At 67.3% G+C, this 26,012-nt stretch carries 21 protein-coding genes; 5 read left to right on the top strand and 16 right to left on the bottom strand.

Translation table 11 applies throughout. The annotated features are described in order from the left end of the window. Nucleotides 1-18: 18 nt before the first annotated feature. The 3 genes from BAC01S_RS16810 to BAC01S_RS16800 all read right to left on the bottom strand — a co-directional run bounded on the left by BAC01S_RS16810 (nucleotide 19) and on the right by BAC01S_RS16800 (nucleotide 3,565). Nucleotides 19-1,626 carry an FMN-binding glutamate synthase family protein gene (locus BAC01S_RS16810; RefSeq protein ID WP_027795820.1) on the bottom strand — a complete coding sequence of 536 codons (1,608 nt, stop codon included), beginning with the start codon at nucleotides 1,624-1,626 and terminating at the stop codon, nucleotides 19-21. A gap of 161 nt (nucleotides 1,627-1,787) precedes the next feature. Then, nucleotides 1,788-3,047, bottom strand: a complete 1,260-nt coding sequence (gene mnmA, locus BAC01S_RS31575) for a tRNA 2-thiouridine(34) synthase MnmA (RefSeq protein WP_043202534.1) — start codon at nucleotides 3,045-3,047, stop codon at nucleotides 1,788-1,790. Nucleotides 3,048-3,061: 14 nt separating this feature from the next. Next, entirely contained in the window at nucleotides 3,062-3,565 is a 504-nt protein-coding gene (locus tag BAC01S_RS16800; protein ID WP_027795819.1) for an NUDIX hydrolase, read from the bottom strand. A 268-nt stretch (nucleotides 3,566-3,833) separates the two neighbouring features. Between BAC01S_RS16800 and BAC01S_RS16795 the strand changes: the two genes are divergently transcribed. Genes BAC01S_RS16795 through BAC01S_RS16785 form a run of 3 tightly spaced genes read left to right on the top strand, consistent with a single transcriptional unit; the run spans nucleotide 3,834 to nucleotide 6,779 of the window. Continuing rightward, nucleotides 3,834-4,985, top strand: a complete 1,152-nt coding sequence (locus tag BAC01S_RS16795) for a Re/Si-specific NAD(P)(+) transhydrogenase subunit alpha (RefSeq protein WP_027795818.1) — start codon at nucleotides 3,834-3,836, stop codon at nucleotides 4,983-4,985. A 19-nt stretch (nucleotides 4,986-5,004) separates the two neighbouring features. After that, complete coding sequence (locus tag BAC01S_RS16790) at nucleotides 5,005-5,328, top strand: NAD(P) transhydrogenase subunit alpha (protein WP_027795817.1); 324 nt, start codon at nucleotides 5,005-5,007, stop codon at nucleotides 5,326-5,328. Next, nucleotides 5,325-6,779, top strand: a complete 1,455-nt coding sequence (locus BAC01S_RS16785) for an NAD(P)(+) transhydrogenase (Re/Si-specific) subunit beta (RefSeq protein WP_027795816.1) — start codon at nucleotides 5,325-5,327, stop codon at nucleotides 6,777-6,779. Before BAC01S_RS16790 ends, BAC01S_RS16785 begins: the two co-directional genes overlap by 4 nt. Nucleotides 6,780-6,885: 106 nt before the next feature. On the opposite strand, the gene BAC01S_RS16780 is transcribed toward BAC01S_RS16785, so the two are convergent. The 8 genes from BAC01S_RS16780 to BAC01S_RS31565 all read right to left on the bottom strand — a co-directional run bounded on the left by BAC01S_RS16780 (nucleotide 6,886) and on the right by BAC01S_RS31565 (nucleotide 15,914). Next, entirely contained in the window at nucleotides 6,886-7,572 is a 687-nt protein-coding gene (locus BAC01S_RS16780) for a helix-turn-helix transcriptional regulator (protein ID WP_027795815.1), read from the bottom strand. A 187-nt stretch (nucleotides 7,573-7,759) separates the two neighbouring features. Further along, nucleotides 7,760-8,149: a VOC family protein gene (locus tag BAC01S_RS16775; RefSeq protein ID WP_043202529.1), complete on the bottom strand. Its 390-nt coding sequence runs from the start codon at nucleotides 8,147-8,149 to the stop codon at nucleotides 7,760-7,762. A gap of 218 nt (nucleotides 8,150-8,367) precedes the next feature. Next, the gene (locus BAC01S_RS16770; protein ID WP_027795813.1) at nucleotides 8,368-9,690 is read right to left on the bottom strand and encodes a THUMP domain-containing class I SAM-dependent RNA methyltransferase; all 1,323 of its coding nucleotides are present in this window, start codon (nucleotides 9,688-9,690) and stop codon (nucleotides 8,368-8,370) included. Nucleotides 9,691-9,787: 97 nt separating this feature from the next. Further along, nucleotides 9,788-11,995 (bottom strand): site-specific recombinase, encoded by a 2,208-nt coding sequence (locus tag BAC01S_RS16765; RefSeq protein ID WP_027795812.1) that lies wholly within the window; start codon nucleotides 11,993-11,995, stop codon nucleotides 9,788-9,790. Nucleotides 11,996-12,067: 72 nt separating this feature from the next. Beyond that, complete coding sequence (locus tag BAC01S_RS31570) at nucleotides 12,068-12,820, bottom strand: PqiC family protein (protein WP_027795811.1); 753 nt, start codon at nucleotides 12,818-12,820, stop codon at nucleotides 12,068-12,070. After that, a complete protein-coding gene (locus BAC01S_RS16755; RefSeq protein WP_027795810.1) occupies nucleotides 12,817-14,454 on the bottom strand; it encodes a PqiB family protein in 1,638 nt (545 codons plus the stop codon). The genes BAC01S_RS31570 and BAC01S_RS16755 overlap by 4 nt, the downstream gene beginning before the upstream one ends. Beyond that, nucleotides 14,447-15,109: a paraquat-inducible protein A gene (locus BAC01S_RS16750; protein ID WP_027795809.1), complete on the bottom strand. Its 663-nt coding sequence runs from the start codon at nucleotides 15,107-15,109 to the stop codon at nucleotides 14,447-14,449. The genes BAC01S_RS16755 and BAC01S_RS16750 overlap by 8 nt, the downstream gene beginning before the upstream one ends. 10 nt (nucleotides 15,110-15,119) lie before the next feature. After that, a complete protein-coding gene (locus BAC01S_RS31565) occupies nucleotides 15,120-15,914 on the bottom strand; it encodes a paraquat-inducible protein A (RefSeq protein ID WP_043202526.1) in 795 nt (264 codons plus the stop codon). Nucleotides 15,915-16,300: 386 nt separating this feature from the next. Between BAC01S_RS31565 and BAC01S_RS16740 the strand changes: the two genes are divergently transcribed. After that, nucleotides 16,301-16,879, top strand: a complete 579-nt coding sequence (locus BAC01S_RS16740) for a YceI family protein (RefSeq protein ID WP_043202556.1) — start codon at nucleotides 16,301-16,303, stop codon at nucleotides 16,877-16,879. 120 nt (nucleotides 16,880-16,999) lie between these two features. Here BAC01S_RS16740 and secF read toward each other — a convergent pair whose 3' ends face one another. From secF to queA, 5 genes are all read right to left on the bottom strand, one after another. Continuing rightward, entirely contained in the window at nucleotides 17,000-17,950 is a 951-nt protein-coding gene (gene secF / locus BAC01S_RS16735; protein WP_027795807.1) for a protein translocase subunit SecF, read from the bottom strand. Between the two features lie 17 nt (nucleotides 17,951-17,967). Continuing rightward, nucleotides 17,968-20,028, bottom strand: coding sequence for a protein translocase subunit SecD (secD, locus tag BAC01S_RS16730; RefSeq protein WP_027795806.1), 2,061 nt, complete (start codon nucleotides 20,026-20,028; stop codon nucleotides 17,968-17,970). Between the two features lie 135 nt (nucleotides 20,029-20,163). Next, nucleotides 20,164-20,493 carry a preprotein translocase subunit YajC gene (yajC, locus tag BAC01S_RS16725; RefSeq protein ID WP_027795805.1) on the bottom strand — a complete coding sequence of 110 codons (330 nt, stop codon included), beginning with the start codon at nucleotides 20,491-20,493 and terminating at the stop codon, nucleotides 20,164-20,166. 272 nt (nucleotides 20,494-20,765) lie between these two features. Next, nucleotides 20,766-21,977 carry a tRNA guanosine(34) transglycosylase Tgt gene (tgt, locus tag BAC01S_RS16720; protein WP_027795804.1) on the bottom strand — a complete coding sequence of 404 codons (1,212 nt, stop codon included), beginning with the start codon at nucleotides 21,975-21,977 and terminating at the stop codon, nucleotides 20,766-20,768. A 146-nt stretch (nucleotides 21,978-22,123) separates the two neighbouring features. Continuing rightward, nucleotides 22,124-23,206, bottom strand: a complete 1,083-nt coding sequence (queA, locus tag BAC01S_RS16715) for a tRNA preQ1(34) S-adenosylmethionine ribosyltransferase-isomerase QueA (RefSeq protein WP_027795803.1) — start codon at nucleotides 23,204-23,206, stop codon at nucleotides 22,124-22,126. A gap of 354 nt (nucleotides 23,207-23,560) precedes the next feature. On the opposite strand from queA, the gene recG reads away from it, so the two are divergent. Continuing rightward, a complete protein-coding gene (recG, locus tag BAC01S_RS16710; RefSeq protein WP_027795802.1) occupies nucleotides 23,561-25,906 on the top strand; it encodes an ATP-dependent DNA helicase RecG in 2,346 nt (781 codons plus the stop codon). Nucleotides 25,907-26,012: the final 106 nt, after the last annotated feature.

Raw genomic sequence — 26,012 nt, 5'->3', positions numbered from 1 at the left:
GTCGCGCGCGCGGGCCGGTCAGACGATCTTTTCCGCTTCCGGCGCGAACGAGTCGCTCTGCGCGACCGGCCACCACTTCTCGTACAGCTGATAGCGGTAGCGGCCTTCGAGCAGGTCGCCCGGCTTCAGGTACTTGAGCAGGTCCGACATCAGCTTGACCTCGTATGAGGAAATGCGTCGCACGATGTGGTGTGCGCGCAGGTCCTGCGGACCTTCGAGACCGGCGGCCTGGAGGATTTCCTGCAGCGCGTGCAGCGTGTTGTGGTGGAAGTTGAACACGCGCTCGCCCTTGTCGGGCACGTTGAGCGCTTTCTGGCGCACCGGGTCCTGGGTCGCCACGCCGGTCGGGCAGCGGTCCGAGTGGCACTTCTGCGCCTGGATGCAGCCCACCGCGAACATGAAGCCGCGCGCCGAGTTGACCCAGTCCGCGCCGATCGCGAGCGTCTTCGCGATATCGAATGCCGTGATGATCTTGCCGCTCGCGCCGATCCGGATCTTGTCGCGCAGGCCGATGCCGACGAGCGTGTTGTGCACGAGCAGCAGCCCTTCCTGCAGCGGCGTGCCGATATGGTCGGTGAATTCGAGGGGGGCGGCGCCCGTGCCGCCTTCGGCGCCGTCCACGACGATGAAGTCAGGCAGGATGCCCGTTTCGAGCATCGCCTTGGCGATGCCGAAGAACTCCCACGGATGCCCGATGCACAGCTTGAAGCCCGTGGGCTTGCCGCCCGAGAGCGTGCGCAGGCGCTCGACGAATTCGAGCAGGCCGCGCGGCGTGGAAAACTCCGAATGGCGGGCCGGCGAGATGCAGTCCTGGCCGACCGGAATGCCGCGCGTTTCGGCGATCTCCGGCGTGACCTTCGCGGCCAGCAGCATGCCGCCGTGGCCGGGCTTCGCGCCTTGCGAGAGCTTCACCTCGATCATCTTCACCTGCGGTTCGCCCGCGAGGCGCTGGAATTTCTCGGCGCTGAAGGTGCCGTCGTCGTTGCGGCAGCCGAAGTAGCCCGAGGCGATTTCCCAGATGATGTCGCCGCCGTTCTCGCGGTGATATTTCGACAGCGAGCCTTCGCCTGTGTCGTGCGCGAAGCCGCCTTTCTTCGCGCCGAGATTCAGCGCGCGGATCGCGTTCGCGGAAAGCGAGCCGAAGCTCATCGCCGAGACGTTGAAGATCGAGATCGAATAGGGTTGCGCGCGGCTCGCGCCCACGAGCACGCGGAAGTCGCAGCCCGGGATCTTCGTCGGCGCGAGCGAGTGGCTGATCCACTCGTGGCCGACGGCCTTCACGTCGAGCTCTGTGCCGTAGGGGCGGCTGTCGACGGCGTTCTTGGCGCGCTGATACACGAGGCTGCGTTGCGCGAGCGAGAACGGCTTTTCGTCGGTGTCGTCCTCGACGAAGTACTGGCGGATCTCGGGCCGCACGAACTCGAAGAAGAAGCGCAGATGGCCCCAGATCGGATAGTTGCGCAGGATGGCGTGGCGCTCCTGCGTCAGGTCGTAGAGGCCGAGCAGGACGAACAGCGCGGGCACGATGGCGCACAGCCACGACAGATGATGCAGCGCCGCGGCGGCGGCGCAGACTGCCGTCACGAGCACGGCGATCCACATCGCGAGATAACGTCGGGAAAACATGGGGGGCTCCTTGGCTTGGCCTTGTGCGCGCATTTGGCCCGCGTGGACGGGCGATGCGCTGCTGCCGCGCCGTCCGGCGGCGCGGATGGCGCAAATGATGCCGCAAGTTTGTGAAACTGGCCGTGAAGCCGGCAGGAAAGTGGGCGGTGCCGAGGCGTGCCTTACGCCTTGCTTGCCGCGCTGTCGAGCAGCGCGGGTTTCTTGCCCGGCGCGCCTTGCGTGTGCGACTGGGCGCGCCGGGTCCGCTTCGCCCGCGCCGGCGCGGGCGGCGGTACGGCCGGGACGTGCGGCTCCAGCGTCTCGACTGCTTCGATGATGCCGCCGCCCAGGCACACGTCGCCATCGTAAAGCACCGCCGACTGGCCCGGTGTCACGGCCCATTGCGCCTCGGGGAAGTGCAGCGAGAACCGGCCTTCGCCGGATTCGCCGGATTCGCCGGATTCGTCCGAGACGGCCGCGCCATAGCTGCAGCGCGCGTCGGCCTGGCGGTAGCGCGTTTTCGCGCCGCACGCGTGGCCTTCGGCCGGCGGTTCGCCCGCCACCCAGCTCACGTTGCCGGCGCGCAGATCGTGCGCGAGCAGCCACGGGTGATCGTGGCCCTGCACGACGTAAAGCGTATTCGACGCCATGTCCTTGCCCGCCACGAACCACGGGTCGCCGCTGCCGTCCTTGCTGCCGCCAAGGCCTATGCCCTTGCGCTGCCCGAACGTGTAGAACGCGAGGCCGATATGCTCGCCCACCACCTTGCCGTCGGGCGTCATCATCGGGCCTGGCTGCGTGGGCAGGTAGCGGTTCAGGAAGTCGCGGAACGGCCGTTCGCCGATGAAACAGATGCCGGTGGAGTCCTTCTTTTTGGCGTTCGGCAGTCCGATCTGTTCGGCGATCTCGCGCACCTTCGTCTTCGGGATCTCGCCGAGCGGGAACATCGTCTTCGAAAGCTGGGCCTGGTTCAGACGATGCAGGAAGTACGACTGATCTTTGGTGTGATCGAAAGCCTTCAGCAGTTCGAAACGCCCGTTGCGTTCGTTCTCGCGCACGCGCGCATAGTGGCCCGTGGCGATCGTTTCCGCGCCGAGCGACATGGCGTGGTCGAGGAACGCCTTGAACTTGATCTCGGCATTGCAGAGCACGTCGGGGTTCGGCGTGCGGCCGGCCGAATATTCGCGCAGGAATTCGGCGAACACGCGGTCCTTGTACTCGGCGGCGAAGTTCACCGCTTCGACGTCGATGCCGATCAGGTCCGCCACCGACACCACGTCGATCCAGTCCTGGCGCGTCGAGCAGTACTCGCCGTCGTCGTCGTCTTCCCAGTTCTTCATGAAGAGACCGACGACGTCGAACCCCTGCTCCTTGAGCAGCCATGCGGTGACCGACGAATCGACGCCGCCCGACATGCCTACCACGACTTTACGTTTGCTCATCTCTCTTGCTGCCTTCAACCTTGAGGACCCGCTTTGGGGCCCGCTTTGGGACCCACCGCGTGCACATGCACGAAATCGACCGGCACGCGCACGCCCGCGAGGTAATCGTCGACGCACTTCATCACGAGCGGCGTGCGGTGACGCTCGGGCACGGCGCGCAGTTCCTCGGCGCTCATCCATACCGTGCGGACGATATCGGGGTCGAGCGCGCGATCTTCGGGCGCAGCGCCAACCGTGCCGCAATACGTGAAGCGCAGATAGGTCGCGCCGCTTTCGCCCGGCTTGCCGAAATGCGTCATGTAGACGCCCACCAGCGCCTCGGGCGCGAACACATATGCGCTCTCTTCGAGCGTTTCGCGCATCACGGCCTCGGCGAGCGTTTCGCCCGCTTCCAGATGGCCCGCGGGCTGGTTCAGCCGCAGGCCGGCCGGCGTGTGTTCCTCGACGAGCAGGAAGCGCCCGTCGCGCTCGATGATGGCCGCCACGGTGACGTGCGGGGCCCAGGTGTCCTCGTTCATGGTCCGCCATTTTACCGGCACACGCTTCGCGCTGCTGGCGGCGGACGTGGCAGGCGCGGCCGGGCTTACCGGCCGGCCGGTTTATCCGCCGATGCTCGCCACAGCTCGCGGCGGCGCACAACCCCCGGTTTTCTGGAGTCGATCCGCCCCCGGCTTTCGGTTAAAGTGGTGTGTCCTTATGCCGTTGCATTAGAAAAGAATACTTGCCGGCGCACCTCGCCGGCCCCCCGAATCTTTACATAGCTGGAAGGTCGAGGAGGATTCAACGATGCATATCGGAGTACCCGCAGAAACGCGGGCCAACGAAAGCCGCGTGGCCGCGACGCCGGAGACAGTCAAGAAATACGTCGCCCAGGGCCACACCGTCACCGTCCAGAGCGGAGCGGGCGCCGGCGCGAGCTTCCCCGACGAGGCCTACAGCGGCGTTGGCGCGCAGATCGCCGATGCCGCCGCCGCGTTCGGCGCCGACCTCGTGCTCAAGGTTCAATCGCCCGCCGTCAGCGAGCTGCCGTTCATGAAGCGCGGCGCCGTGCTCGTCGGCATGCTCGATCCCTTTAATGAGGAAAACGCACAAAAGCTCGCGGAGGCGGGGCTGACTGCGTTCGCGCTCGAAGCCGCGCCACGCACCACGCGCGCGCAGAGTCTCGACGTCTTGTCCTCGCAGGCCAACATCGCCGGCTACAAGGCGGTGCTCGTCGCGGCGAATCTCTACCCGCGGTTCATGCCCATGCTCATGACCGCCGCGGGCACCGTGAAGGCTGCGCGCGTGCTGATTCTCGGCGCGGGCGTGGCGGGCCTGCAGGCGATTGCCACGGCGAAGCGCCTCGGCGCCGTGATCGAGGCCTCGGACGTGCGGCCTGCGGTCAAGGAGCAGATCGAGTCGCTGGGCGCGAAGTTCCTCGACGTGCCCTACGAAACCGATGAGGAGCGCGAAGCAGCGCAGGGTGTGGGCGGCTATGCGCGGCCCATGCCGCCGTCGTGGCTCGCGCGCCAGTCGGCGCTGGTCCACGAGCGCGCGAAGCAGGCCGACGTGGTGATCTCCACCGCATTGATCCCGGGCCGCGACGCGCCTACGCTCCTGCCCGCCGAAACCGTGCGGGCGATGAAACCGGGCTCGGTGGTGATCGACCTCGCGGCGGGTCGCGGCCCGGTGGCCGATCCGGCCAGCGGCCGGCGCGGCGGCAACTGCCCGCTCACCGTTGCCGACCAGGTGGTCGCGCAGCACGGCGTGCAGATCTGCGGCTACACGAACCTCGCTTCGATGGTCGCCGCCGACGCCTCGTCGCTCTACGCGCGCAACCTGCTCGACTTCCTGAAGCTGATACTCACGAAGGAAGGCACGCTCAACATCGACCTCGCGGACGACATCGTCGCGGCCACGCTGCTGGCTCGCGACGGGGCCGTGACGAAGAAGGCATGACGAGGAGGAGAACGAATCAATGGAAGTCATCAATCATACCGTCATCAACCTGATCATCTTCGTGCTGGCCGTGTACGTGGGCTATCACGTGGTCTGGAACGTCACGCCGGCGCTGCATACGCCGCTCATGGCCGTGACCAATGCGATTTCGGCGATCGTGATCGTCGGCGCGATGCTGGCCACCGGGCTCACGGTGGGCGGCGCGGGCAAGTTCTTCGGCACGTTTGCCGTGCTGCTGGCGGCCGTCAACGTGTTCGGCGGCTTTCTCGTCACACGGCGCATGCTGGAGATGTTCCGCAAGAAGGAGCCGAAGAAGCTCGAGTCGAAGGAGGGCGCACGATGAGCATGAACGTCGTTACGCTGCTCTATCTGGTGGCGTCGGTCTGCTTCATCCAGGCGCTCAAGGGCCTCTCGAACCCGAAGAGCGCGCGCGCCGGCAACGTGTTCGGCATGACCGGCATGGCTATCGCGATCCTCACCACGGTCGCGCTGATCGTGAAGGAGTCCGCACAGTTCGGCTCGAATCTCGGGCTGGGGCTCGGACTGCTGTTCGGCGCGCTGGTGATCGGCGGGGGCGTGGGCGCCTATGTGGCCGGGCGCGTCGAGATGACGAAGATGCCGGAGCTGGTCGCGGCCATGCACTCGCTGATCGGTCTCGCGGCCGTGTGCATTGCCTACGCGGTGGTTTCCGAACCTTCCGCGTTCGGGCTCGTGGCCGAGGATGCGCCGTATCCGGGCTTCCTGCCGTATGGCAACCGCATCGAGCTCTTCATCGGCACGTTCGTCGGCGCCATCACCTTCAGCGGTTCCGTGATCGCATTCGGCAAGCTCTCGGGCAAGTACAAGTTCCGGCTCTTCCAGGGCGCGCCGGTCGTCTATGCGGGCCAGCACTTCATCAACCTGATGCTCGCGCTCGGCATGATCGGCTTCGGGATCCTGTTCTTCCTGACGCAGTCGTGGCTGCCGTTCATTATCATGACGCTCATCGCGTTCGCGCTCGGCGTGCTCATCATCATCCCGATCGGCGGCGCGGACATGCCTGTCGTGGTCTCGATGCTGAACTCGTACTCGGGATGGGCGGCGGCGGGCATCGGCTTCTCGCTGAACAATGCGATGCTGATCATCGCCGGGTCGCTCGTGGGCTCCTCGGGCGCGATTCTCTCGTACATCATGTGCCACGCGATGAACCGCTCGTTCTTCAACGTGCTGCTGGGCGGCTTCGGCGCCGAGGCCGGCGGCGCGGCGGCGGGCGGCGCGCAGGAGCAGCGCCCGGTGAAGTCGGGTTCCGCCGACGACGCCGCGTTCATGCTCGGCAATGCCGAAAGCGTCGTGATCGTGCCGGGCTATGGCCTCGCCGTGGCGCGCGCGCAGCATGCGCTCAAGGAACTCACGGACAAGCTCGTCGAAAAAGGCGTGGATGTGCGTTACGCGATCCACCCGGTGGCGGGCCGCATGCCGGGCCACATGAACGTGCTGCTGGCCGAGGCCGAGGTGCCCTACGACATGGTGTTCGAGATGGAGGACATCAACAACGAGTTCGGTCAGACCGATGTGGTGCTGGTGCTGGGCGCGAACGACGTGGTGAATCCGGCCGCGAAGAACGATCCCAAGTCGCCGATTGCGGGCATGCCGATCATCGAGGCGTACAAGGCGCGCACGGTCATCGTGAACAAGCGGTCGATGGCGGCGGGCTACGCGGGGCTCGACAACGAGCTCTTCTACATGGACAAGACGATGATGGTCTTTGGCGATGCCAAGAAGGTGATCGAGGAGATGGTGAAGGCGGTGGAGTGAACGCCGCGTGTCCCTACGGGCAGGCCATGCAAAGCGCGCAGCGATGCGCGCTTTTTTTCGTGCGGAGGCGAGGCGTAGCGACGGGCGAGCCGCCGCGTACCGCCCGTTAGCGCGAAGGCGCCTTCACGCGGCGCATATAGTCGGCGAGGCGCCGCCCGCTGACATCGGGGAATGCTTCGAGCACCTCGACCTTGTCCATGCGCGCGATGTCGAAGTTGCGGAAGTCCTCGCGCAGTTCGCACCACGCCCCCACCGTCCAGCGTGCGCCCCAATAGACGAGCCCGAGCGGCCACACGCGCCGCTCCGTATGGGCGCCCAGCCGGTCGCAATAGGCGAAGCGCACGACAAGCCGTGTGTCGACGGCGCGATGCAGCGCGTCCACCTTCTCGGAGAATGCCCGGTCGACGTGAAACGACGGCACGAATACGGCGAGGCGTTCGAGCACCACGCGCTTGTCGGCGGGCATGGCGGCCGCGATCTTGGCGAGCGAGCTGCGCGCCCCGCCCGCGAGCGCGGCGCCGCCCCACGATTCGGCCATGCGGGCGCCCACGGCGAGGGCCGTGAGCTCGTCGGCGGTGAAGGAGAGCGGCGGCAGGCTCGCGCTGCGCGCGAGGCGGTAGCCGATGCCCGCCTCACCCTCGATCGGCACGCCGGACAGCTGCAGGTCGCGCACATCCCGATAGACCGTGCGCGGCGACACCTCGAGCCACTCGGCAAGCTGCTGCGCCGTGGTGAGGCGCCGGCCGCGCAACAGCTCGGCAATGCGAAAGAGGCGGTCAGCGCGACGTGACATAGGCGAAAGCGCGTGGGGTCAACGAAGTATCGGCGAGGGGGCGGCCGCCTGGCTGAGAGCGGCCGCTGCCGCGATGATAGCGCCGCTCGCATGAGGGCCGCCGGTCGCGGGCAATGCCCGCAAAGGCGGGCGCTGAGCGGCCGTTCGCTCGCTCGCAAACCGGCCGCGCCGCCGCGTGACCCATGCCTCAGGCGAGCTTCGCCGCGTGCAGCCCGATGCGGTTGCCTTCGGTATCGAGGAAGAAGCCGATGTACCCATAGTTGTTCGGCAACTCGAGTGCCGGCCCCTGCTTCTTGCCGCCGGCCTTCTCGACGCGGTCGAGCACCGCCGTCACGGAAGGCTGGGCGTTCAGGTACACGAGCACGCCTTTCGAATCCGGCTTCAAGTCCTGCGGATTGAAGACGATGCAGCCGCCGGTTTCGGCCTCGGTGTGCGTGAACAGCGCCATCGGCACGCCGCCGAACACTTCGCGCTGCAGCGACGTATCGAGCGCCGTTTCATAGAAGCGGGCGGCGCGCTCCAGATCGTGCGCGGGAATTTCGAACCACGAGATGACACGGGATGCTTCGGTCGACATGATGCGCTCCTCGGATGCGGACTACTGACGGTGGACAGGGCGGATTCGCCGGATGGCGTAAGGGAAGTGTGCCTGGCTGCTGCTGACAACGTACTGTCAGCAGCGATCGGCAACCGTCGGCGAGGCGGGGCTATGTCTGGAGTGCGAAGATTTTCCGGCGGTGTATCGAGGGCCGCGCGGCGCCCGCTCGCAGTGCGAGGGCGGGCGCCGTTGCCCGGTCAGGCGTGGTCGTCCGTCTGCGCGCCGCTGCTGGCGGGACGTTGGCGCACGCTGCCGGCGATCAGGTCGAAGCGGAACAGCCGGCATTCGAGCGCGCCGTTGAAGAGCGGCGTCTTCGCGGACTCGCGCAGGCGCAGTTGACCGGGCAGCTTGCGGTCCGACGTCAGCACGAAGGCGCGCCAGCCCGTGAAGCGCTGCTTGAGCGCGTCGCCCAGCGCCTGGAAGAACTCGCTGTCGGGCGCATCGGTTTCGGCGCGGCGGAAACCTTCGTCGCCGTTGTCCCGGTCATCGCGATCGTCGCGCATCGAGCGCGCGGTGGGCCGCGCCTCGCCTCGCGCGTTGCGGCCGCGCACTTCGATCCGCTCGCCATACGGCGGGTTCGCCACGAGAATGCCGGGCGCGTCCGCGGGCGGCGTCATGTTGCGCGCGTCGATCTGCTTGAGCGGCACGCTGCCGAGCCCGGCGCGTGCGAAGTTGGCGCGCGCCTTCTCCAGCATCACGTCCGAAATGTCGCTGCCGTAAATCTGCAATTCGTGCGGACGGCTTTGCGCCGCGTTGCGCGCGGTGTTCGCCTCGCTTTTCAGGTGGCGCCAGGCAGCGGAGTCGAACTGCTTGAGACGCTCGAAGCCGAAACTGCGCTCGAGTCCCGGCGCGATGTCGAGCGCCACCTGCGCTGCTTCGGCGAGGAAGGTGCCGCTGCCGCACATCGGATCATAGAGCGGCGTGCCGGGCGTCCAGCCGGTCAGGCGCAGGATGCCGGCGGCGAGATTCTCGCGCAGCGGCGCGGCGCCCTTGTCGAGGCGCCAGCCGCGCTTGAAGAGCGGCTCTCCGGAGGTGTCGAGGTAGAGCGTGCACTCGCCGGCCGTGAGGAACGCAAAGACGCGCACGTCGGGATACGCGGTGTCGATGCTCGGGCGCGCGCCGGCCTTCGAGCGCATGCGGTCGCAGATCGCGTCCTTCACGCGCAGCGTCGCGAATTCCAGGCTGCGCAGCGGCGACTTGATCGCCGTGATGTCGACGCGCAGCGTGTCGTTCGGCGTGAACCACTGTTCCCAACGCTGTCCGGAGGCGAGCGTGTAGATGTCCTGCTCGCCGCGATACGGGCCCTGGGCGATCTTCATGAGCACGCGGCTCGCAATGCGCGAGTGCAGGTTCGCGGCCATGCCGCCGGCCCAGTTGCCGCGGAAATGCACGCCGCCGGGCACGTCGGCGCCCACCGTGAGCGCGCCGGGCGGCAGGCGCCGTGTGGCGGTTTCGGCCAGTTCGGCGGCGAGCGCGGCTTCGAGGCCGCGCGGGCAGGGGGCAAAGAATTCGAAAGACATGAGGGGGAAGGGACGCTGCGGGGAAGGCGCTATTGTACGCGGGTTGCGAGGGCGGCCCGTCCCGGCGGCCGCTTCAGTATCCGCTTCAATGTCTGCTTCAATGCCCCCCGGCCTCGTCCGTGTTCTGCCGCGCGCGCATCGGCCATACGAGGTCGGTCGGATGCCGCGTGATGCGCCGCCAGATCGCGCGCATGATCGGGCGCACGTCCTTGCGCCCGAGGTCGCGCGAGCGCAGCGCCATCTGCAGCGCAAACGCGAAGCTCACCGTCACGTTCAGCACCGCCATGCTGGCCACGCCCGCAACGGCCCACCAGAGTTCGCCGGACCTGAGCGTAGCGGTGCCGAGCACGCCCATCGCGACGCCGATCGAGCCGGCCGAAAGCGTCACGTGCCGCACTTCGAAATGGAACGCCATCGCCGAAACGATGGCCGGCACGATCCCGAGCATGAGCCCGAGGACGACATTGCCCCACACGCCCGCTACGTTGACGCGGCAAAAATGCGCGAAACGCGCGGCGCCCGTGGTGCCGAGCGTCATGCGCAGGCGCCGGTTCCAGGCGAGCGCGTCTTCCACGCGATGCAGCACGAACCAGTTGTCGGCCCAGCCGGAGAACACGCTCGAGGCCCACAGCAGCACGCCGGTCAGCGCCGCGTAAAACGGTGTCGGGCCGACGAGCGAGAACGACTGGAGCGTGGCGTGCGCCTTCGCCGGGGAGATCAGGTTGGCGTGGAACAGCCAGCCGCACACGAGCTGGATCGCGAGGCAGGCGGGGAACACGAGCAGCACGTTGCCGAGCACGGCCGCCGCCTGGGTGCGGATCAGCGCCACCACCGACGAGACGAAGCGCGTGCGCCCGGCCGGCTCGTCGGCGCCGTCGAGTTCGCGGGCAAGCGTCGGGGCGGTCATGGCCGGCTGCTTGGTGGCAAGCGAGAAATGGCAGAAGTGCATGACGAGGAAGCTCACCGCGTAGTTGAGCCCCGCGAACACGCCCTCGATCATCGAAGGCAGATGCGCGCCCGTGATGCCGAACTTCACGTACACCGTCACCGCCGTCACGAGCCCGCCGCCGGCGGCCATGCGCAGCATCGTCAGATATTCGGCGCGGTCGCGGGCGATGTAGTGCTCGCCGGTGTCGGCGGAGAGCTCGACCACCTTGCGCGAGAGCAGCGCGAAGTTGCTGCGCAGCAGGTGCGTCACGCTCTGGCTCGCCTGGTTCGCTTTCACGAGGTCCGCGACAAGGCGCGCCTGCACATGCAGATCGTCGGAAGCCATCCATGCGTCGAGCAGCCGTTCTGCCCGCAGCACCCGCATGCGCATGCGTTCGACCTGGAACACCGTGTCGACGCGCACGCCGTTGCGGTAGAGGTGCGCGAAGACGTCGTCGGTGGCCTCGCGGCAGCCGTCCAGCAGGACGCGCAGCCACGCGACTTCCTGCAGCAGCCGGTCGGGCTCGCCCGCGTCGCGCGCATTCTCGACGGCGAGCATCGCGCGGGTCAGGCGGAAGAACGGCAGACGTTCGACGGCGACGCGGGCGTCGTCGCTCGACAGGCGGCTGCGCACCGTCGGCGAAAGCCCGGTCGAGCTGATCTGGCAAGTGAGGTTGTGGAGCGCTGTCAGCAGACCCACGGAAAAGTCGCTCGGGCGCGGCTCTGCTCCGGTGCTGGCGGCCGATTCCGGTGCGCCGTCCGCGGGCGCGGCGGCACTCGCAACGCGGGCGGCGGCGACCGATGCCTCGGCCGCCGCCTGCTCCTGCGGCCCGGCAATCAACGCCCGCAGGCGGCTCAGCAGATCGAGCGGCAGCGTCGCGATCCATTCGGGGTCGTGCGCGGCCGGAAACATCAGCGCGACCAGCGCCGCCAGGTCGCGGCGGTTCGGCGCGGGCGGAATCAGCTGCGCCTGGATGCGCTCCATGAGCGAGCCGACGAGACCGGAATGCACCGGCATGCCGGCGTCGCACAGGAGCGAGATGCTGTCGGTCTCGCGCAGCAATTCGCGCACCATGGCGCCCACGTTCGCTTTCCACGTCGGATTGCGGTCGAGCACGTGCAGCAGGTAGCGCACGCGCGCATGCTCCGGCGGCGCGCGGTGCGGCTTGCCGGGCGCGGCGTCGGCGGTGTCCGGAGCGCTGGCCACGGCGTCGAGCTTGCCGCCTCGGTGAATCCAGTGCGCGAGCTCGATCAGCCAGTCGCTGCGCTCCGCGTAAGGGGCGTCGGCGTCGGCGACGGCGAGCAGCGCGTCGAGCTGATGGCCGGCGCTGCGCGAGGCGCGCCACTTTTTCCAGAGGGTCGTGAACGTGCGGAACATGGAGGATGAGCTGGTGCGCCGGCCCTGCGCGACGGGCGCAGGGCGCCGCCGCGCGGGGCACGGCGCGGGAGGTCAGCCGGCGCCGTTGCCCGCCGCTGCGGACGGGCACGCAATGCCGCTCACCGGCGTGGGGCGATGGTCGGACTTTTTGCCGCCGGCCGCCGACGCGGCAGGCTGCGGCGCGGCCGCAACCGCGCGCACGCCGCTCGAGATCGCCGTCGAAAGCACCTCGACCGCGCGCCGGTGCCCGTCGACGAGCGCGTCGTAGCCGGGAGCGACCGGTTCGTCGATCACGCTGCGGCAGGTCACGACCGCCTGCGTGGCGAGCGAGCGCACGCTCCAGACGGCGTCGATGAGCGCGTGCGAGTCGGGCCACGATTCGAAGCGCTGGACCCGCACGCTTATGCGATACACGGGCACGCCGGCAGGGTATGGCGAGCCGTACACGTCGATGGTGCCCAACTGCTGCGTGAGGTCGCCCGACAGCGCGCGGCGGATCTCGTCGCCGGGCATCGACGACCAGCGCCGCTCTTCGAGCACCTTGACCTGGCTGTCGCTCGTCTGCACGACGAACTGTGCCTTGGCCACCTGCGGCGGCACGTCGATCGGCGGGAGCTCGATCAGCCAGGCCGGATTGGCCGCCGGCGCGGTGCGCGCGGCATCGCCGGTCGGGCTCAGCGTGTAGAACTGGCTGGGCGGCGACGAGCAGCCGGCCAGCACGGCCGTCGCGGCGGCGAGCGCCAGTGCGGCGACGCGTGCGCCAGGCACGGCGCGCACGGGGCAGCCGGCTGCGGCGGTGCGCTTGAGGAGCCGGTCGAACATCATGGGTTATCTCCTGATTTGCCGCGCAAGAGCGATTCGGGGTGGCGTTCCAGATAGTCGGACAGCGCGTTGAGCGACTGCAGCGTGCGCGTGAGCTCCGTCATGGCCTGATGCACGTCCGACTGCAGCGGCGAATCCTGCTGCAGCGTGGCCTGCGCCGCGGCGAAGGTTTTCTGGGCTTCGTCGAGCGTGCCGCGCATCTGCGGCAGCATCTGGTCGTTGACCTGCGCGAAGAGCTGGTTGGCGCTCTTGAGCGACTCGTTCAGATTCGTGCCGATCTGGTCGAACGGAATCTTGTCGAGCTTCTTCGCAATGTCGGCCACCTGCAGCTGCAGTTCCTCGAGCGAGTTCGGGATGGTGGGCAGCTCGATCGGGTCGCGGTCGACATTCGCCGTGGCCGGCGGGGCCTTCGGGAAGATGTCGAGCGCCACGTAAAGCTGACCCGTGAGCAGATTGCCCGTGCGCAACTGGCCGCGCAGCCCGCGCTGCACGAGACGCGTAAGCAGCTCGCGGCCCTCGGGCGTATGCGGCGCCGGGCTCTCGCCGTGTATGCGACGCGAGAGGCGCATCGGATACAGGTCGATCGTGACCGGCATCGCGAAATTGTGCTCCTTCGGGTCGTACTCGATGCCGATATCGGTGACCTGGCCCAGCACGATGCCGCGGAAGTCCACCGCCGCGCCCACCGAAAGGCCGCGCAGCGACTGGTTGAAGTACATGACGACGCGTACCGGCGTGCCATCGGGCTCGCGCATGGCATCGGATTCGTTGTCGGCGAGGTTGAAGGTGGCGTTTTCGGGGGCCTGCGGACCCATCGCCTTACCCGGCGGCGCCTGGAACGCCAGCCCGCCCACCACGATGGTCGCGAGCGACTGCGTGTCCACCTTGATGCCGCTGGAGTCGAGCTGCACGTTCACGCCGCTCGCGTGCCACCAGCGCGTGTTGGCGCCGACGTACTGGTCGTACGGCGCGCTGACGAACACCTGCACGGTGACGCCCGTGCCGTCCTGGTCGAGCGAGTAGCCCGTTACCTGGCCCACCTGGATGCGCCGGTAGAAGATCGGCGTGCCGATGTCGAGCGAGCCGAGCGTATCGCTGTGCAGCGTGTAGCGGTGGCCCTTCTCGTCGATCGTGACGGCGGGCGGCGCTTCGAGCCCGACGAAGTCGCTGACGGTCTCTTTCGAGCGGCCCGCGTCGGCGCCGATGTAGGAGCCCGAGAGCAGCGTGGAGAGCCCCGAGACGCCGCTCGCGCCGATGCGCGGGCGCACCACCCAGAAGCGGCTGTCCTTCACGGCAAACGCTTCGGCGTCCTTGGTCAGCTCGACGGTGACGAGCACGTGCGAGAGGTTCGGCGCAAGCTTGATGGCGCGCACGGAGCCGATGTCGACGTCCTTGTATTTCACCTTGGTCTTGCCGGGCTCGAGGCCTTCGGCGTTCGCGAAGCTGATCGTGATGGTGGGGCCGCGCGTGGCCACGGATTTCACCACGAGCGCGACGCCGATCAGCGCGGCGACGAGCGGCACGATCCAGACGAGCGAGGGCAGCCAGCGCTTCGGCTTGACGATCTCGGGCTCGGGCAGCTCGGGTGGGAGCGGGCCGCCCGCGGAAGGCGGAGTCGGTCCTTTCGGGTTATTCATGGGGGCGATCCTGAGAGTAGTGCGTTGGCTTCTGTTTATCGTCGTCCACGGGGTCCCAGATCAGGCGCGGGTCGAACTGCATCGACGCCAGCATGGTCAGGATCACGACCGAACCGAATGCGATCGCACCCGGGCGCGCCGTGATCACGGCCAGCGACTGGAAGCGTACCAGCGCAACCGTCAGCGTCACAACGAAGATGTCCAGCATCGACCAGCGGCCGATGAACTCGACGATCCGGTACAGCTTCGTGCGCTCGACCGGGCGCCAGGTCGAGCGGCGCCCCGCCGTGAAGGCGAGCAGCGCGAGCACGAAGAGCTTCATCATCGGCACGAGAATGCTGGCGATGAACACGATCACCGCAAGCGGCCACGAACCCGAGGTCCAGAAGTACACGATGCCGCTCATGATCGTGTCGTCCTCGTCGCCGACGAGCGAGGCCGTGTGCATGACCGGCAGCAGGTTGGCCGGGATGTACAGCACCGCCGCGGCGATGAGCAGCGCCCAGGTGCGCGAGAGACTGTCCGGATGGCGCTCGTGCAGCCGCGCGTTGCAGCGCCCGCAGCGCGGGTGCGCGGCCGAGCGCACGTGCGGCTGCACGTGCCCGCAGGCGTGGCACGAAATCAGGCCAGCTTCCGTAGCGGTCACATATTTCATGGCGGCGCCTCTAGTGGGGAGACGAGCCCGAGGGCTTCGGATTACCGCGCGGCGGCATGGGCGCGGACGGATCGTGGATGTCGGGATCGGCGAGCTGACCCGGCACGGGCGGCGCGGCCGGATGGCCGGAGCCAGCGCCCGGAGCCGTCGCATGTGCCTTGCGGTCCCGGCGGGTCCGTGTGCCGGCATGCTTGCTCCGCTCGCGCAGCGCGTCGGCGATATCCCAGAGCGTTCGGGCATCGAAGGTCACGACGACGGTGAACATGAGCGTCAGCGCGCCGAACGCGAACAGCGCCGTTTCGGGAATCACGCGCGCGAGACTCACCATCTTCACGATCGTGATCAGCACGCCGAGCATGAACACCTCGAGCATGCCCCAGGGGCGCACGAACTCGATCGCGCGCAGGACCCGGTTGAACCCCGGCGGAATGAAGCCGCGCCGGATGGGCAGCAGTACGTAGAGCAGGGCGACGAGTTCGGTGAGCGGAAAGAGGACCGTGGCGCAGAACACCATCACCGCGATGATCTGCATGTCCTCGCCCCACAGGACCACGAGCGCGCCGAACAGGCTCGATTCCGAGACGATGCCGTTCGCATCGAGTTCGATGATAGGAAACGATTGGGCGATGATGAACGTGATGAGCGCGGCAAGCGTCATCGCGCAGATGCGGTCGAGCTGCGCCGACCCGCTGTTGTAGAGGGTCGCGCCGCAGCGCGGGCAGCGGGCGGTTTGCCGGCCGAGCAACTGGGGCTTGCGGTAGAGCGCGTCGCATTCGTGACACGCGATCAGTGGGTCCTGGGCCATGCGGGCAGATGACGCAAAACGACGTGAACGGGGACGGGCAACGCTGCCGCCTGCGACAGGAGAAGCGCGACGGCTGTGCTCCATGTTACCAAACGCGGGCCGGCGCGCAACGAAAGGCGCCGGGCCACACTCTTTCGGCCTGCGAAGCGCCGCTGGCCACACTCGCATAGCATGATGGGCCTGGAGTGTGCCACGTTTGCGCACAGGTTGCATTCAACCGCGGTACGCTTGTTGATTCATGTATGACCGAACTGCACGCACCGAAGGCGCTGCTGTATCTTGTGACCTTCATGTAACCCGTTTTGCGCCGCTCGCCGGCCCGCTTTCCGGTTGCGTGGCGGAGCGCCCGGTCTTCCCCCGCCGTCAAGGAGACGCTTTTGAATACGATGCTACGCGCGACCATCGGGACTGCTGCTGTATGTGCAGCGTCGTTCGCCGCGTCGGCCGTGGCCGCCGACACCTATCAGCTCGATCCGCACCACACCTACCCGAGCTTCGAAGCCGATCATCTCAACGGACTCTCGATCTGGCGCGGCAAGTTCACGAAGACCACGGGCACAGTCACGCTGGACCGCGCCGCAAAGACAGGCACCGTGGACGTCACGATCGATCCGGCCTCGGTGCAGACCGGCAATGCGGAGCTGGACAAGCACGTCGCCGGGCCGGAATTCCTCGACGCCGCGAAATACCCCACGGCGACCTACCAGGGCACGCAGATCGTTTTCGACGGCGACACGCCGAAAGAGGTGATCGGCACCTTCACGCTGCACGGCGTGACGCGGCCGCTCAAGCTCGAGATCGTGTCGTTCAAGTGCATGCAGCATCCCATGCTCAAGCGCGAGGTGTGCGGCGTGGAGGCCGAGGCCGAATTCAACCGCGACGATTATGGCGTGGACTTCGGCAAGCAATACGGCTTCAAGATGGCGACGAAGCTGCATATCCAGGCCGAGGGCATCAAGCAGTAAGGGGCGCTGTCCTCATCGGGCCGCGACGCCGGGGCCGCTGCGAAAAAAAAGCCGGTTCGCATGAGAACCGGCTTTTTGCATGCTGCGCTTTCGAGCTTTCGCTGGACGCAGGGAACAGGTTCAGACCTGCGCCCCGGCGTTCGGATCGTTCGGATCGTATTTTTCCTTCTTTTCCTTCAAGAGGTCCTCGCGCTTCACGCCGAGCCACATGGCCAGCGCCGCCGCGACGAACACCGACGAGTAGATGCCGAACAGGATGCCCACTGTCAGCGCGAGCGCGAAGTAGTGCAGCGTCGGGCCGCCGAGGAAGAACATCGACAGCACCATCATTTCCGTACAGCCGTGGGTGATGATGGTTCGCGACATCGTGCTCGTGATGGCGTGGTTGATCACCTCTACCACGGTCATCTTGCGCTCGCGCCGGAAGGTCTCGCGAATCCGGTCGAAGATCACGACCGATTCGTTCACCGAATAACCGAGCACCGCGAGCACCGCCGCGAGCACGGAGAGCGAGAACTCCCACTGGAAGAACGCGAAGAAGCCGAGAATGATCACGACGTCGTGCAAGTTCGCGATCACGCCGGCCACGGCGTACTTCCACTCGAAGCGGAACGACAGGTAGATGACGATGCCCACCACCACGCACGCGAGGGCAAGCAGGCCGTCGGTGGCGAGCTCCTTGCCCACCTGCGGGCCGACGAACTCCACGCGCTGCAGCTGGACTTGCGGGTCGTCGGCCTTGAGCCTCGCCATCACCTGGTCGCTCTGCTGGGCCGAGGAGAGGCCCTGCTTGAGCGGCAGGCGGATCAGCACGTCGCGCGAGGTGCCGAAGTTCTGCACCTGGGCGTCGCCGTAGCCGATCTTGCCGAGCGAGTCGCGCACCGGCTGGAGGTCGAGCGCCTGCGGATAGCGCACTTCGATGACCGTGCCGCCCGTGAACTCGATCGACAGATGCAGGCCGCGGTGCACGAGAAAGAACACGGCCGCGATGAAGGTGATGAACGAGATCGCGTTGAAGATCAACGCGCGCTTCATGAACGGGATGTCTTTGCGGATGCGGAAAAATTCCATGATTCCTGTCCTCCGTATCAGCGGGACGAACCGGGGTTGCCCGGGCCGCTCGATCCGTTTCTGCGGCGCACGACCGGCTTGGCGCGCGCGGCGCCCTTGGTGGTCTTGGCCGTGCTTTTTTCCATGTCGCGCGGGCGGGGCGTAACGCCGGCAGCCGTGACGGCGCGGCCGGTGTCGGTGCCCATGTCGCCCTGGCTGAGCGCCGGAGCGCCCGCCATTTCCGGCTCCGGACGCCACACCTGGCCCACGGCCAGCGACTTGAGCTTCTTCTTGCCGCCATACCAGAGGTTCACGAGGCCGCGCGAGAAGAACACGGCCGAGAACATCGAGGTGAGGATGCCGATACAGTGCACCATCGCGAAGCCGCGGACCGGGCCCGAACCGAACGCGAGCAGCGCGAGACCGGCGATGAGCGTGGTCACGTTCGAGTCGAGAATGGTGGCCCACGCGTGCGCATAACCGTTCTGGATCGCGAGCTGCGGCGGCGCGCCGTTGCGCAGTTCCTCGCGCACGCGCTCGTTGATCAGCACGTTGGCGTCGATCGCCATACCGAGCGCGAGCGCGATAGCCGCGATGCCGGGCAGCGTGAGCGTGGCCTGCAGCATCGAGAGCACGGCGATCAGCAGCAGCAGGTTCACCGAAAGGCCGATCATCGAGATCAGGCCGAACAGCATGTAGTACGCGATCATGAACACGGCGATCGCGGCAAAGCCGTAGAGCACCGAGTCGAAGCCCTTCTTGATGTTCTCCGCGCCAAGGCTCGGGCCGACCGTGCGTTCCTCGATGATGTCCATCGGCGCGGCGAGCGAGCCCGCGCGCAGCAGCAGCGCGAGGTCGGCGGCGGCCTGCGGCGTGGGCTGGCCCGTGATCTGGAAGCGGTCGCCCAGTTCCGACTGGATCGTCGCCACTGTCAGCACCTGGCCCTTGCCCTTCTCGAACAGCACCATCGCCATCGGCTTGCCGATGTTGTCGCGCGAGACGCTGGCCACCGCGCGGCCGCCCGCCGAGTCGAGGCGGATGTTGACCGACGGGCGGTTATGCTCGTCGAAGCCCGCCGATGCGTCGATGATGCGGTCGCCGGTGAAGATCACCTGCTTCTTGAGCCATACGGGCGCCTGGTTGCCCTGGGTGAACAGCTCGTTGCCCGGCGGCACCGCCGCGCTCGGGTCCGGATGCAGGCCGAGCGGGTCGGCGAGGCGCGCTTCGAGCGTGGCCGTGCGGCCGATGATGTCCTTCGCCTTTGCGGTGTCCTGCACGCCCGGCAGCTCGACCACGATGCGGTCGTCGCCTTGCTGCTGGATCACGGGTTCGGACACGCCGAGCTCGTTCACGCGGTTGTGCAGCGTCTGGATGTTCTGCTTGAGGGCCGCTTCCTGAACCGCCTTCTTCACGGCCGGCGAGAACGTGCCCACGAGCTGTACGCCGCCTTCGGGCCCGTTTTGCGTGGCCCACTGGAGCTCGTTCACGCCGGTGGCGAGCGCCTTCTGCGCGTCGGCGGCCACCGACGCGTCGGCGAAGTCGATCACGACCGACTGGTCGACGCGGTTCACGCCGCCGTCGCGAATGTACTTGTCGCGCAGGAGCGTGCGCGCGTCGGACGCGTCGGAGTCGAGCTTCTTGTTCAGCGCGCCGTTCATGTCGACCTGGAGCAGGAAGTGCACGCCGCCGCGCAGGTCGAGGCCGAGGTACATCGGCAGCGCGTGCAGCGCCGTCAGCCAGTGCGGCGAGGCGCTCTGCAGGTTCAGCGCGACGACATAGAGCGGATCGGTCGGGTCCGGGTTGAGCGCCTTCGTGAGCGCGTCTTTCAGGCGCAGCTGCGTGTCCCCGTTCGCGACGCGCACGCGGATGTTCGCGTTCATCGTCGAGTTGTCGAACGTGACGTCGTCGGCCTTGATGTTGTTCGCGGCGAGCGCGGCTTCGATCTGCGCGAGCGTGCCGCTGTCGAGCTTGACAGTGGCTTTGCCGCTCGACACCTGGACCGCGGGCGCTTCGCCGAAGAAGTTGGGCAATGTGTACACGAGGCCGATGGCGAGCGCCACGACCATCACGACATATTTCCAGAGGGGATAACGGTTCATTGGTTGACCCAACGGGGGAGGGGAATGGCCTTCGCGATGCGGGGGCGTCCGGCGGGGCCGCTGGTGCGGCGCGGTGCCGGACGCGCGGGGCCGCCTGACAGAGTTCGGCGGCCGGTCATGTTCGCGTGCGAGGGCTTACAGCGACTTGATCGTGCCCTTCGGCAGGATCGTCGATACCGACGACTTCTGCACGGTGACTTCGGTGCCGTCCGACACTTCGACGCCGACATACGCTTCGCCGACCTTCGTCACCTTGCCGACGATGCCGCCGCTGATGATGACTTCGTCGCCCTTGGCCATGGCCGCGAGCATGTTGCGGTGTTCCTTCTGGCGCTTCATCTGCGGGCGGATCATGATGAAGTACAGCACGGCGAACATCAGGATCAGCGGCAGGAAGCTCATCAGGCTGGATTCCGCGCCACCTGCTGCGGAGCCTTGTGCGAAGGCATTGGAAATAAACGACACGTTGGTCTCTCCGTTTATACGATCGGGACGATCAAAAATCGAGCCGGCTATTCTACCACCGGCACAAGTCCTGACGGCGACGCGAAATGTGCTTTCCGATCAAGCTGTTAACGGGACTCCGGGGGGACTCCCGGGGAACTGCTGGGAACTCCCGGGGCCACCGTCGCGGAAAGTGGATTGTAAAGTGTTGCCGAGCTTAACCCGCGCCGCCGGCCGCCGCCATCAGACAATTTCCAAACGGCGCTTTGCGCAGCCCGATCTGCGCGGCCCGCTCAATCCACCCCGCGCGCGCGGTTCTCGTGGAAGCGCTGGCGGAACGCCGCAAAAGACTTCGTCTCGATCGCCTCGCGAATCTCGCTCATCAACTCGAGGTAGTAGTGCAGATTGTGGATCGTGTTGAGCTGCGCGCCGAGAATCTCTCCGACGCGATGCAGATGGTGCAGGTAGCCGCGCGTGAAGTTGCGGCAGGTGTAGCAGCCGCACTGTTCGTCCAGCGGCCGCAGCGAGTTGCGGTGCACGGCGTTGCGGATCTTGATGTCGCCAAAGCGCGTGAAGATCCAGCCGTTGCGCGCATTGCGCGTGGGCATCACGCAGTCGAACATGTCGACGCCCGAGGCCACGCCCGCCACCAGGTCCTCCGGCGTGCCCACGCCCATCAGGTAGTGCGGCTTGTCGGCGGGCAGCTTCGGCGCGATGTATTCGAGCACGCGCATCATGTCTTCTTTCGGCTCGCCCACCGAAAGGCCGCCGATCGCGTAGCCGTGAAACGGCATTTCCGAAAGGCCCGCCAGCGACTCGTCCCGCAGGTTCTCGAACATGCCGCCCTGGACGATGCCGAATAGCGCGTTCGGGTTGCCGAGACGGTTGAATTCGTCGATCGAGCGCCTGGCCCAGCGCATCGACATGCGCATGGAGTCGGCGGCTTCCTGGTGCGTCGTCGGCACGCCGTTGGTGGCGTAGGGCGTGCATTCGTCGAACTGCATGACGATGTCCGAGTTCAGCACCTTCTGGATCTGCATCGACACTTCGGGCGAGAGGAACAGCTTGTCGCCGTTCACGGGCGAGGCGAAGCGCACGCCGTCTTCGGAAATCTTGCGCAGGTCGCCGAGCGAGAACACCTGGAAGCCGCCCGAATCGGTGAGGATGGGCCGGTTCCAGCCCATGAAGCGGTGCAGGCCGCCGTGCGCCTCGATCGTCTCCAGCCCCGGGCGCAGCCAGAGGTGGAACGTGTTGCCGAGGATGATCTGCGCGTGCATTTCCTCGAGCTCGCGCGGCTGCGTGGCTTTCACCGTGCCGTAGGTGCCCACGGGCATGAAGATCGGCGTTTCCACGACGCCGTGATTCAGCGTGACGCGGCCGCGGCGCGCGAGGCCGTCGGTGCCGAGCAGTTCGAATTTCAGGCCGTTTTGGGGGCGTTCGCCGACGAGTTGACCAAGATAAGTGCCGTGCTCGGCGCGTGCGTTGTTTTGATGACCGTCGGTCATGCGGTGACTCCTGTGCTACCGGAAAATGCTTTGCATGGGACCGGAGTATGCGCTAAAGCGCCAACTACGGATCGCAAGTCCGGCGTAGATGGTGAAACACCGCCGCGCGTTCGTTGTATCGCGCGACTGCATGGGAAATGTGCGTGTTACTTGTTGAGCGCGTCGTCTGTTCGGGTCAGCAGCATCGCGTCGCCATAGCTGAAGAACCGGTAGCGTTCGTCGATCGCGTGACGATAGGCCGCGCGGATCGTCTCGATGCCCGCGAATGCCGAAACGAGCATCAGCAGCGTCGACTTCGGCAGATGGAAATTCGTCACGAGCCGGTCCACCACGCGGAACCGGTAGCCCGGCGTGATGAAGATATCGGTTTCCGCCGAGGTCGCCGCCAGCGCGCGGCCTTCGTTCTCGGCGTCGCGCGCGGCGGCTTCGAGCGCGCGCATCGACGTCGTGCCCACGGCGATCACGCGGCCGCCGCGCGCGCGCGCGGCCGCGATCTTGTCCACGAGCGACTGCGGCAGCTGGTACCACTCGCTATGCATCTGGTGTTCGGCGATGTTCTCCACGCGCACCGGCTGGAAGGTGCCCGCGCCGACGTGCAGCGTGAGGGTGGCGCGCTCGACGCCCATCGCGTCGAGCCTCGCCAGCAGCGCCTCGTCGAAATGCAGGCCGGCCGTGGGCGCCGCGACCGCGCCGGGATTCTGCGCGAACACGGTCTGGTAGCGCGTTTCGTCGGTCGAGTCGGCGTCGTGCGTGATGTAGGGCGGCAGCGGCAGGCGGCCGAACTGCTCGATCAGCGAGAGACAGTCGTCGGGGAAATGCAGCGTGTAGAACGGTTCGACGCGCTCGCCCACCGTCACGTCGAACGCGTCGGCGAGGCGCAGCGTCGTGCCGGGGCCGGGGCTCTTGCTCGCGCGGATCTGCGCGAGCGCCGTGCGCGCGCCCGTCAGACGCTCGACGAGCACCTCGATCTTGCCGCCACTGGCCTTCTGGCCGAAGAAGCGCGCCTTGAGCACCTTGGTATCGTTGAAGACAAGCAGGTCGCCCGGCGCGATGCATTCGGGCAGCTCGGCGAAGTGCCGGTCGATGAGGCGCGGGGGCTGACCTGGTAACGGTGGTAGCGGCGCGCGGTTGTCGACCTCCAGCAGACGGCTCGCGCTGCGTTCGGGCAGCGCCGTCTGTGCGATCAGCTCGGCGGGGAGGTCGAAATCGAAATCGGAAAGCTTGAACATGCGGCCTGATGAAACGGATATGCAACGGAAGTTTGGCGTTGGGCGGGCGGCGGCTTCATACGGCGCGCTCGATGCCTGCTGACTCTTGGCCTCGAACGCCGGCCTCGAGCGCCGGCTGGCGGCCGATTCAGGGCCGGAATGCCCGACGGCGCACATTGCGCAGCCTGGTTGCACGGGACCGGAGTCAGTGTTGAGGCGCTAACTCCGGATCGACAACCGCTATGATTGCGGGACTGCCCCGGCCGGAACGGCAAGCGGCGCGCGCGCCCTGCCTGCGGGGTTCTGCGGCCGTGCCTGGCTTCGAGGTATGCCGTGCCGCACCGGAAAGCCGTTATTGTACTTGCGAAGCTGCTTATGCCCCCATCCGCTAGTCGTTTGATGTCCGAAACCGAAACGCCGGGCGATCCGCGCGAGCGTGCCGACGCGCCCGAAGCGGGGGACGGCGGCGCTGCGCGCAAGCGGGCCGGCCGTGCCGAGGGGACGAAGAGCGGTACGAAGGCTGGAACGAAGGGCGCCGGCGAGCGCGCGGCGCGCGAGCCGTCTGCCGCGGACGCGAGCGATGACGCGGCAGGTGCGCCGAAGGGCAAGAAGAAGGACAAGCCCGCCGTCACGAAAACCGCCGACCGCCTCGCGAAGCTCGGCCTCACGCGCGACATCGACCTCGTGCTGCATCTGCCGATGCGCTACGAGGACGAGACCACGCTCACGCCGATCGGCGAGCTGCTGCCGGGCGGCGTTGCGCAGACCGAAGGCGTGGTGTTCGACAACGAAATTGCCTACCGTCCGCGCCGCCAGTTGCTCGTGAAGCTGCGCGACGACCATGGCGACGAACTGATCCTGCGCTTCCTGAACTTCTACGGCTCGCAGGTCACGCAGATGGCGGTGGGCAAGCGCCTGCGCGTGCGCGGCGACGTGCGCGGCGGCTTCTTCGGCATGGAGATCGTGCATCCGGCCGTGCGCGTGGTCGAGGGCGACACGCCGTTGCCGCAGGCCCTCACGCCGGTCTATCCGTCCACGGCCGGCGTAAGCCAGGCATATCTGCGCAAGGCCATCGACAACGCGCTTGCGCGTGCTTCGTTGCCCGAACTGCTGCCCGAAGCCGTCGCGCGCGAATTCATGGAGCCGCTCGGGTTGCCGCTGCTGATGGAGGCGGTGAAGACGCTGCACCACCCGCCCGTGGACGCTGACGAAGCCGAGCTCATCGACGGCACGCATCCCGCCTGGACCCGCATCAAGTTCGAAGAGCTGCTCGCCCAGCAGCTCTCGCTCAAACGCGCGCACGAAGAGCGCCGCACGCGTGCCGCGCCGGCCATGCCGTCGTTCAAGGTCGATACGCCTCATGCAGCGGACGACGCGATCGCGCCGCTCGTGGCGCGCTTGCGCGCCTCGCTGCCGTTTCAGCTCACGAACGCGCAGGAACGCGTGGTGACGGAGATCGCGCGCGACCTCGAGCAACCGCATCCGATGCAGCGCCTGCTGCAGGGCGACGTGGGCAGCGGCAAGACCGTGGTGGCGGCGCTCGCGGCCGCGCAGGCCATCGACGCGGGCTACCAGGCCGCGCTCATGGCGCCGACCGAAATCCTCGCCGAGCAGCACGCGCGCAAACTGCGCGGCTGGCTCGAACCGCTCGGCGTGCAGGTGGCGTGGCTCGCCGGCAGCCTGAAGGCGAAAGAAAAGCGCGCGGCGCTCGAAGCGGCGGCGCTCGGCACGGCGAAGCTCGTGATCGGCACGCACGCGATCATTCAGGACGCCGTGGAATTCGCGCGGCTTGGCCTCGTGATCGTGGACGAGCAGCATCGCTTCGGCGTCGAGCAGCGGCTCGCGCTGCGCGCGAAGGCGCAGAACGCGAAATCCGCCGAAGATGGCGCGCGCGAGTTCCAGCCGCATCAGCTGATGATGTCCGCCACGCCGATTCCGCGCACGCTCGCAATGACCTACTACGCGGACCTCGACGTCTCCACGATCGACGAACTGCCGCCGGGGCGCACGCCGATTCTCACGAAGCTCGTTTCCGACGCGCGCCGCGAAGAGGTGATCGCGCGCGTGCGCGCCGCCGCGCTCACGGGGCGCCAGGTGTACTGGGTGTGCCCGCTGATCGAGGAAAGCGAGACGCTGCAGCTGCAGACGGCCGTCGAGACGTATGAAACGCTCGTCGCGGCGCTGCCCGAGCTCAGCGTGGGGCTCGTGCACGGCCGGCTCTCGTCCACGGACAAGGCCGCCGTGATGGACGCTTTCTCGCGCAACGAGGTTCAGCTGCTGGTCGCGACGACGGTGATCGAAGTGGGCGTGGACGTGCCCAACGCCTCGCTGATGGTGATCGAGCACGCCGAGCGCTTCGGTCTCGCGCAGTTGCATCAGCTGCGCGGGCGCGTGGGGCGGGGCACGGCGGCTTCGGTGTGCGTGCTGCTCTATAGCGGACCGCTCTCGCTCACGGGCCGCGCGCGCTTGCAGACCATGCGCCAAACGACCGACGGGTTCGAGATCGCGCGCCGCGACCTCGAAATTCGCGGCCCCGGCGAATTCCTCGGCGCGCGCCAATCGGGCGCCGCGATGCTGCGCTTCGCGAACCTCGAAACCGACGGCTGGCTGATCGAGCCCGCGCGCGGCGCGGCCGAACGTCTGCTGCACGGCTGGCCGCTCGTCGTGACGCAGCACCTGAACCGCTGGCTCGGCGCTCGCGAGCAATATCTGAAGGCGTGAGGCCGCGAGTCCGCAGCCGCGCGGGAACTTGCTGCCTTCCGAATCGTCCGACTAATTCGCTGTTCCCGCCCGACTATGGGCGTTGAATATTGGCGAATCGCCGCCA

The sequence above is a fragment of the Paraburkholderia acidipaludis NBRC 101816 genome, from assembly GCF_000684975.1.
GTDB classification, from domain to species: domain Bacteria; phylum Pseudomonadota; class Gammaproteobacteria; order Burkholderiales; family Burkholderiaceae; genus Paraburkholderia; species Paraburkholderia acidipaludis.
Note: the sequence above shows the minus strand (reverse complement) of the source record. Positions and strands in the feature narration are given on the sequence as shown.

Bases quoted from the DNA above. Each gene is read 5' to 3' on its own strand.
- BAC01S_RS16795 (WP_027795818.1), top strand. From the start codon at position 3,834: ATGCATATCGGAGTACCCGCAGAAACGCGGGCCAACGAAAGCCGCGTG.
- BAC01S_RS16765 (WP_027795812.1), bottom strand. From the start codon at position 11,995: ATGTTCCGCACGTTCACGACCCTCTGGAAAAAGTGGCGCGCCTCGCGC.
- BAC01S_RS16750 (WP_027795809.1), bottom strand. From the start codon at position 15,109: ATGAAATATGTGACCGCTACGGAAGCTGGCCTGATTTCGTGCCACGCC.
- secD (WP_027795806.1), bottom strand. From the start codon at position 20,028: ATGAACCGTTATCCCCTCTGGAAATATGTCGTGATGGTCGTGGCGCTC.
- BAC01S_RS16740 (WP_043202556.1), top strand. From the start codon at position 16,301: ATGCTACGCGCGACCATCGGGACTGCTGCTGTATGTGCAGCGTCGTTC.
- BAC01S_RS16785 (WP_027795816.1), top strand. From the start codon at position 5,325: ATGAGCATGAACGTCGTTACGCTGCTCTATCTGGTGGCGTCGGTCTGC.
- BAC01S_RS16800 (WP_027795819.1), bottom strand. From the start codon at position 3,565: ATGAACGAGGACACCTGGGCCCCGCACGTCACCGTGGCGGCCATCATC.
- BAC01S_RS16810 (WP_027795820.1), bottom strand. From the start codon at position 1,626: ATGTTTTCCCGACGTTATCTCGCGATGTGGATCGCCGTGCTCGTGACG.
- recG (WP_027795802.1), top strand. From the start codon at position 23,561: ATGCCCCCATCCGCTAGTCGTTTGATGTCCGAAACCGAAACGCCGGGC.
- BAC01S_RS16770 (WP_027795813.1), bottom strand. From the start codon at position 9,690: ATGTCTTTCGAATTCTTTGCCCCCTGCCCGCGCGGCCTCGAAGCCGCG.
- BAC01S_RS31570 (WP_027795811.1), bottom strand. From the start codon at position 12,820: ATGATGTTCGACCGGCTCCTCAAGCGCACCGCCGCAGCCGGCTGCCCC.
- mnmA (WP_043202534.1), bottom strand. From the start codon at position 3,047: ATGAGCAAACGTAAAGTCGTGGTAGGCATGTCGGGCGGCGTCGATTCG.
- BAC01S_RS16780 (WP_027795815.1), bottom strand. From the start codon at position 7,572: ATGTCACGTCGCGCTGACCGCCTCTTTCGCATTGCCGAGCTGTTGCGC.
- BAC01S_RS31565 (WP_043202526.1), bottom strand. From the start codon at position 15,914: ATGGCCCAGGACCCACTGATCGCGTGTCACGAATGCGACGCGCTCTAC.
- tgt (WP_027795804.1), bottom strand. From the start codon at position 21,977: ATGACCGACGGTCATCAAAACAACGCACGCGCCGAGCACGGCACTTAT.
- BAC01S_RS16775 (WP_043202529.1), bottom strand. From the start codon at position 8,149: ATGTCGACCGAAGCATCCCGTGTCATCTCGTGGTTCGAAATTCCCGCG.
- secF (WP_027795807.1), bottom strand. From the start codon at position 17,950: ATGGAATTTTTCCGCATCCGCAAAGACATCCCGTTCATGAAGCGCGCG.
- queA (WP_027795803.1), bottom strand. From the start codon at position 23,206: ATGTTCAAGCTTTCCGATTTCGATTTCGACCTCCCCGCCGAGCTGATC.
- BAC01S_RS16790 (WP_027795817.1), top strand. From the start codon at position 5,005: ATGGAAGTCATCAATCATACCGTCATCAACCTGATCATCTTCGTGCTG.
- BAC01S_RS16755 (WP_027795810.1), bottom strand. From the start codon at position 14,454: ATGAATAACCCGAAAGGACCGACTCCGCCTTCCGCGGGCGGCCCGCTC.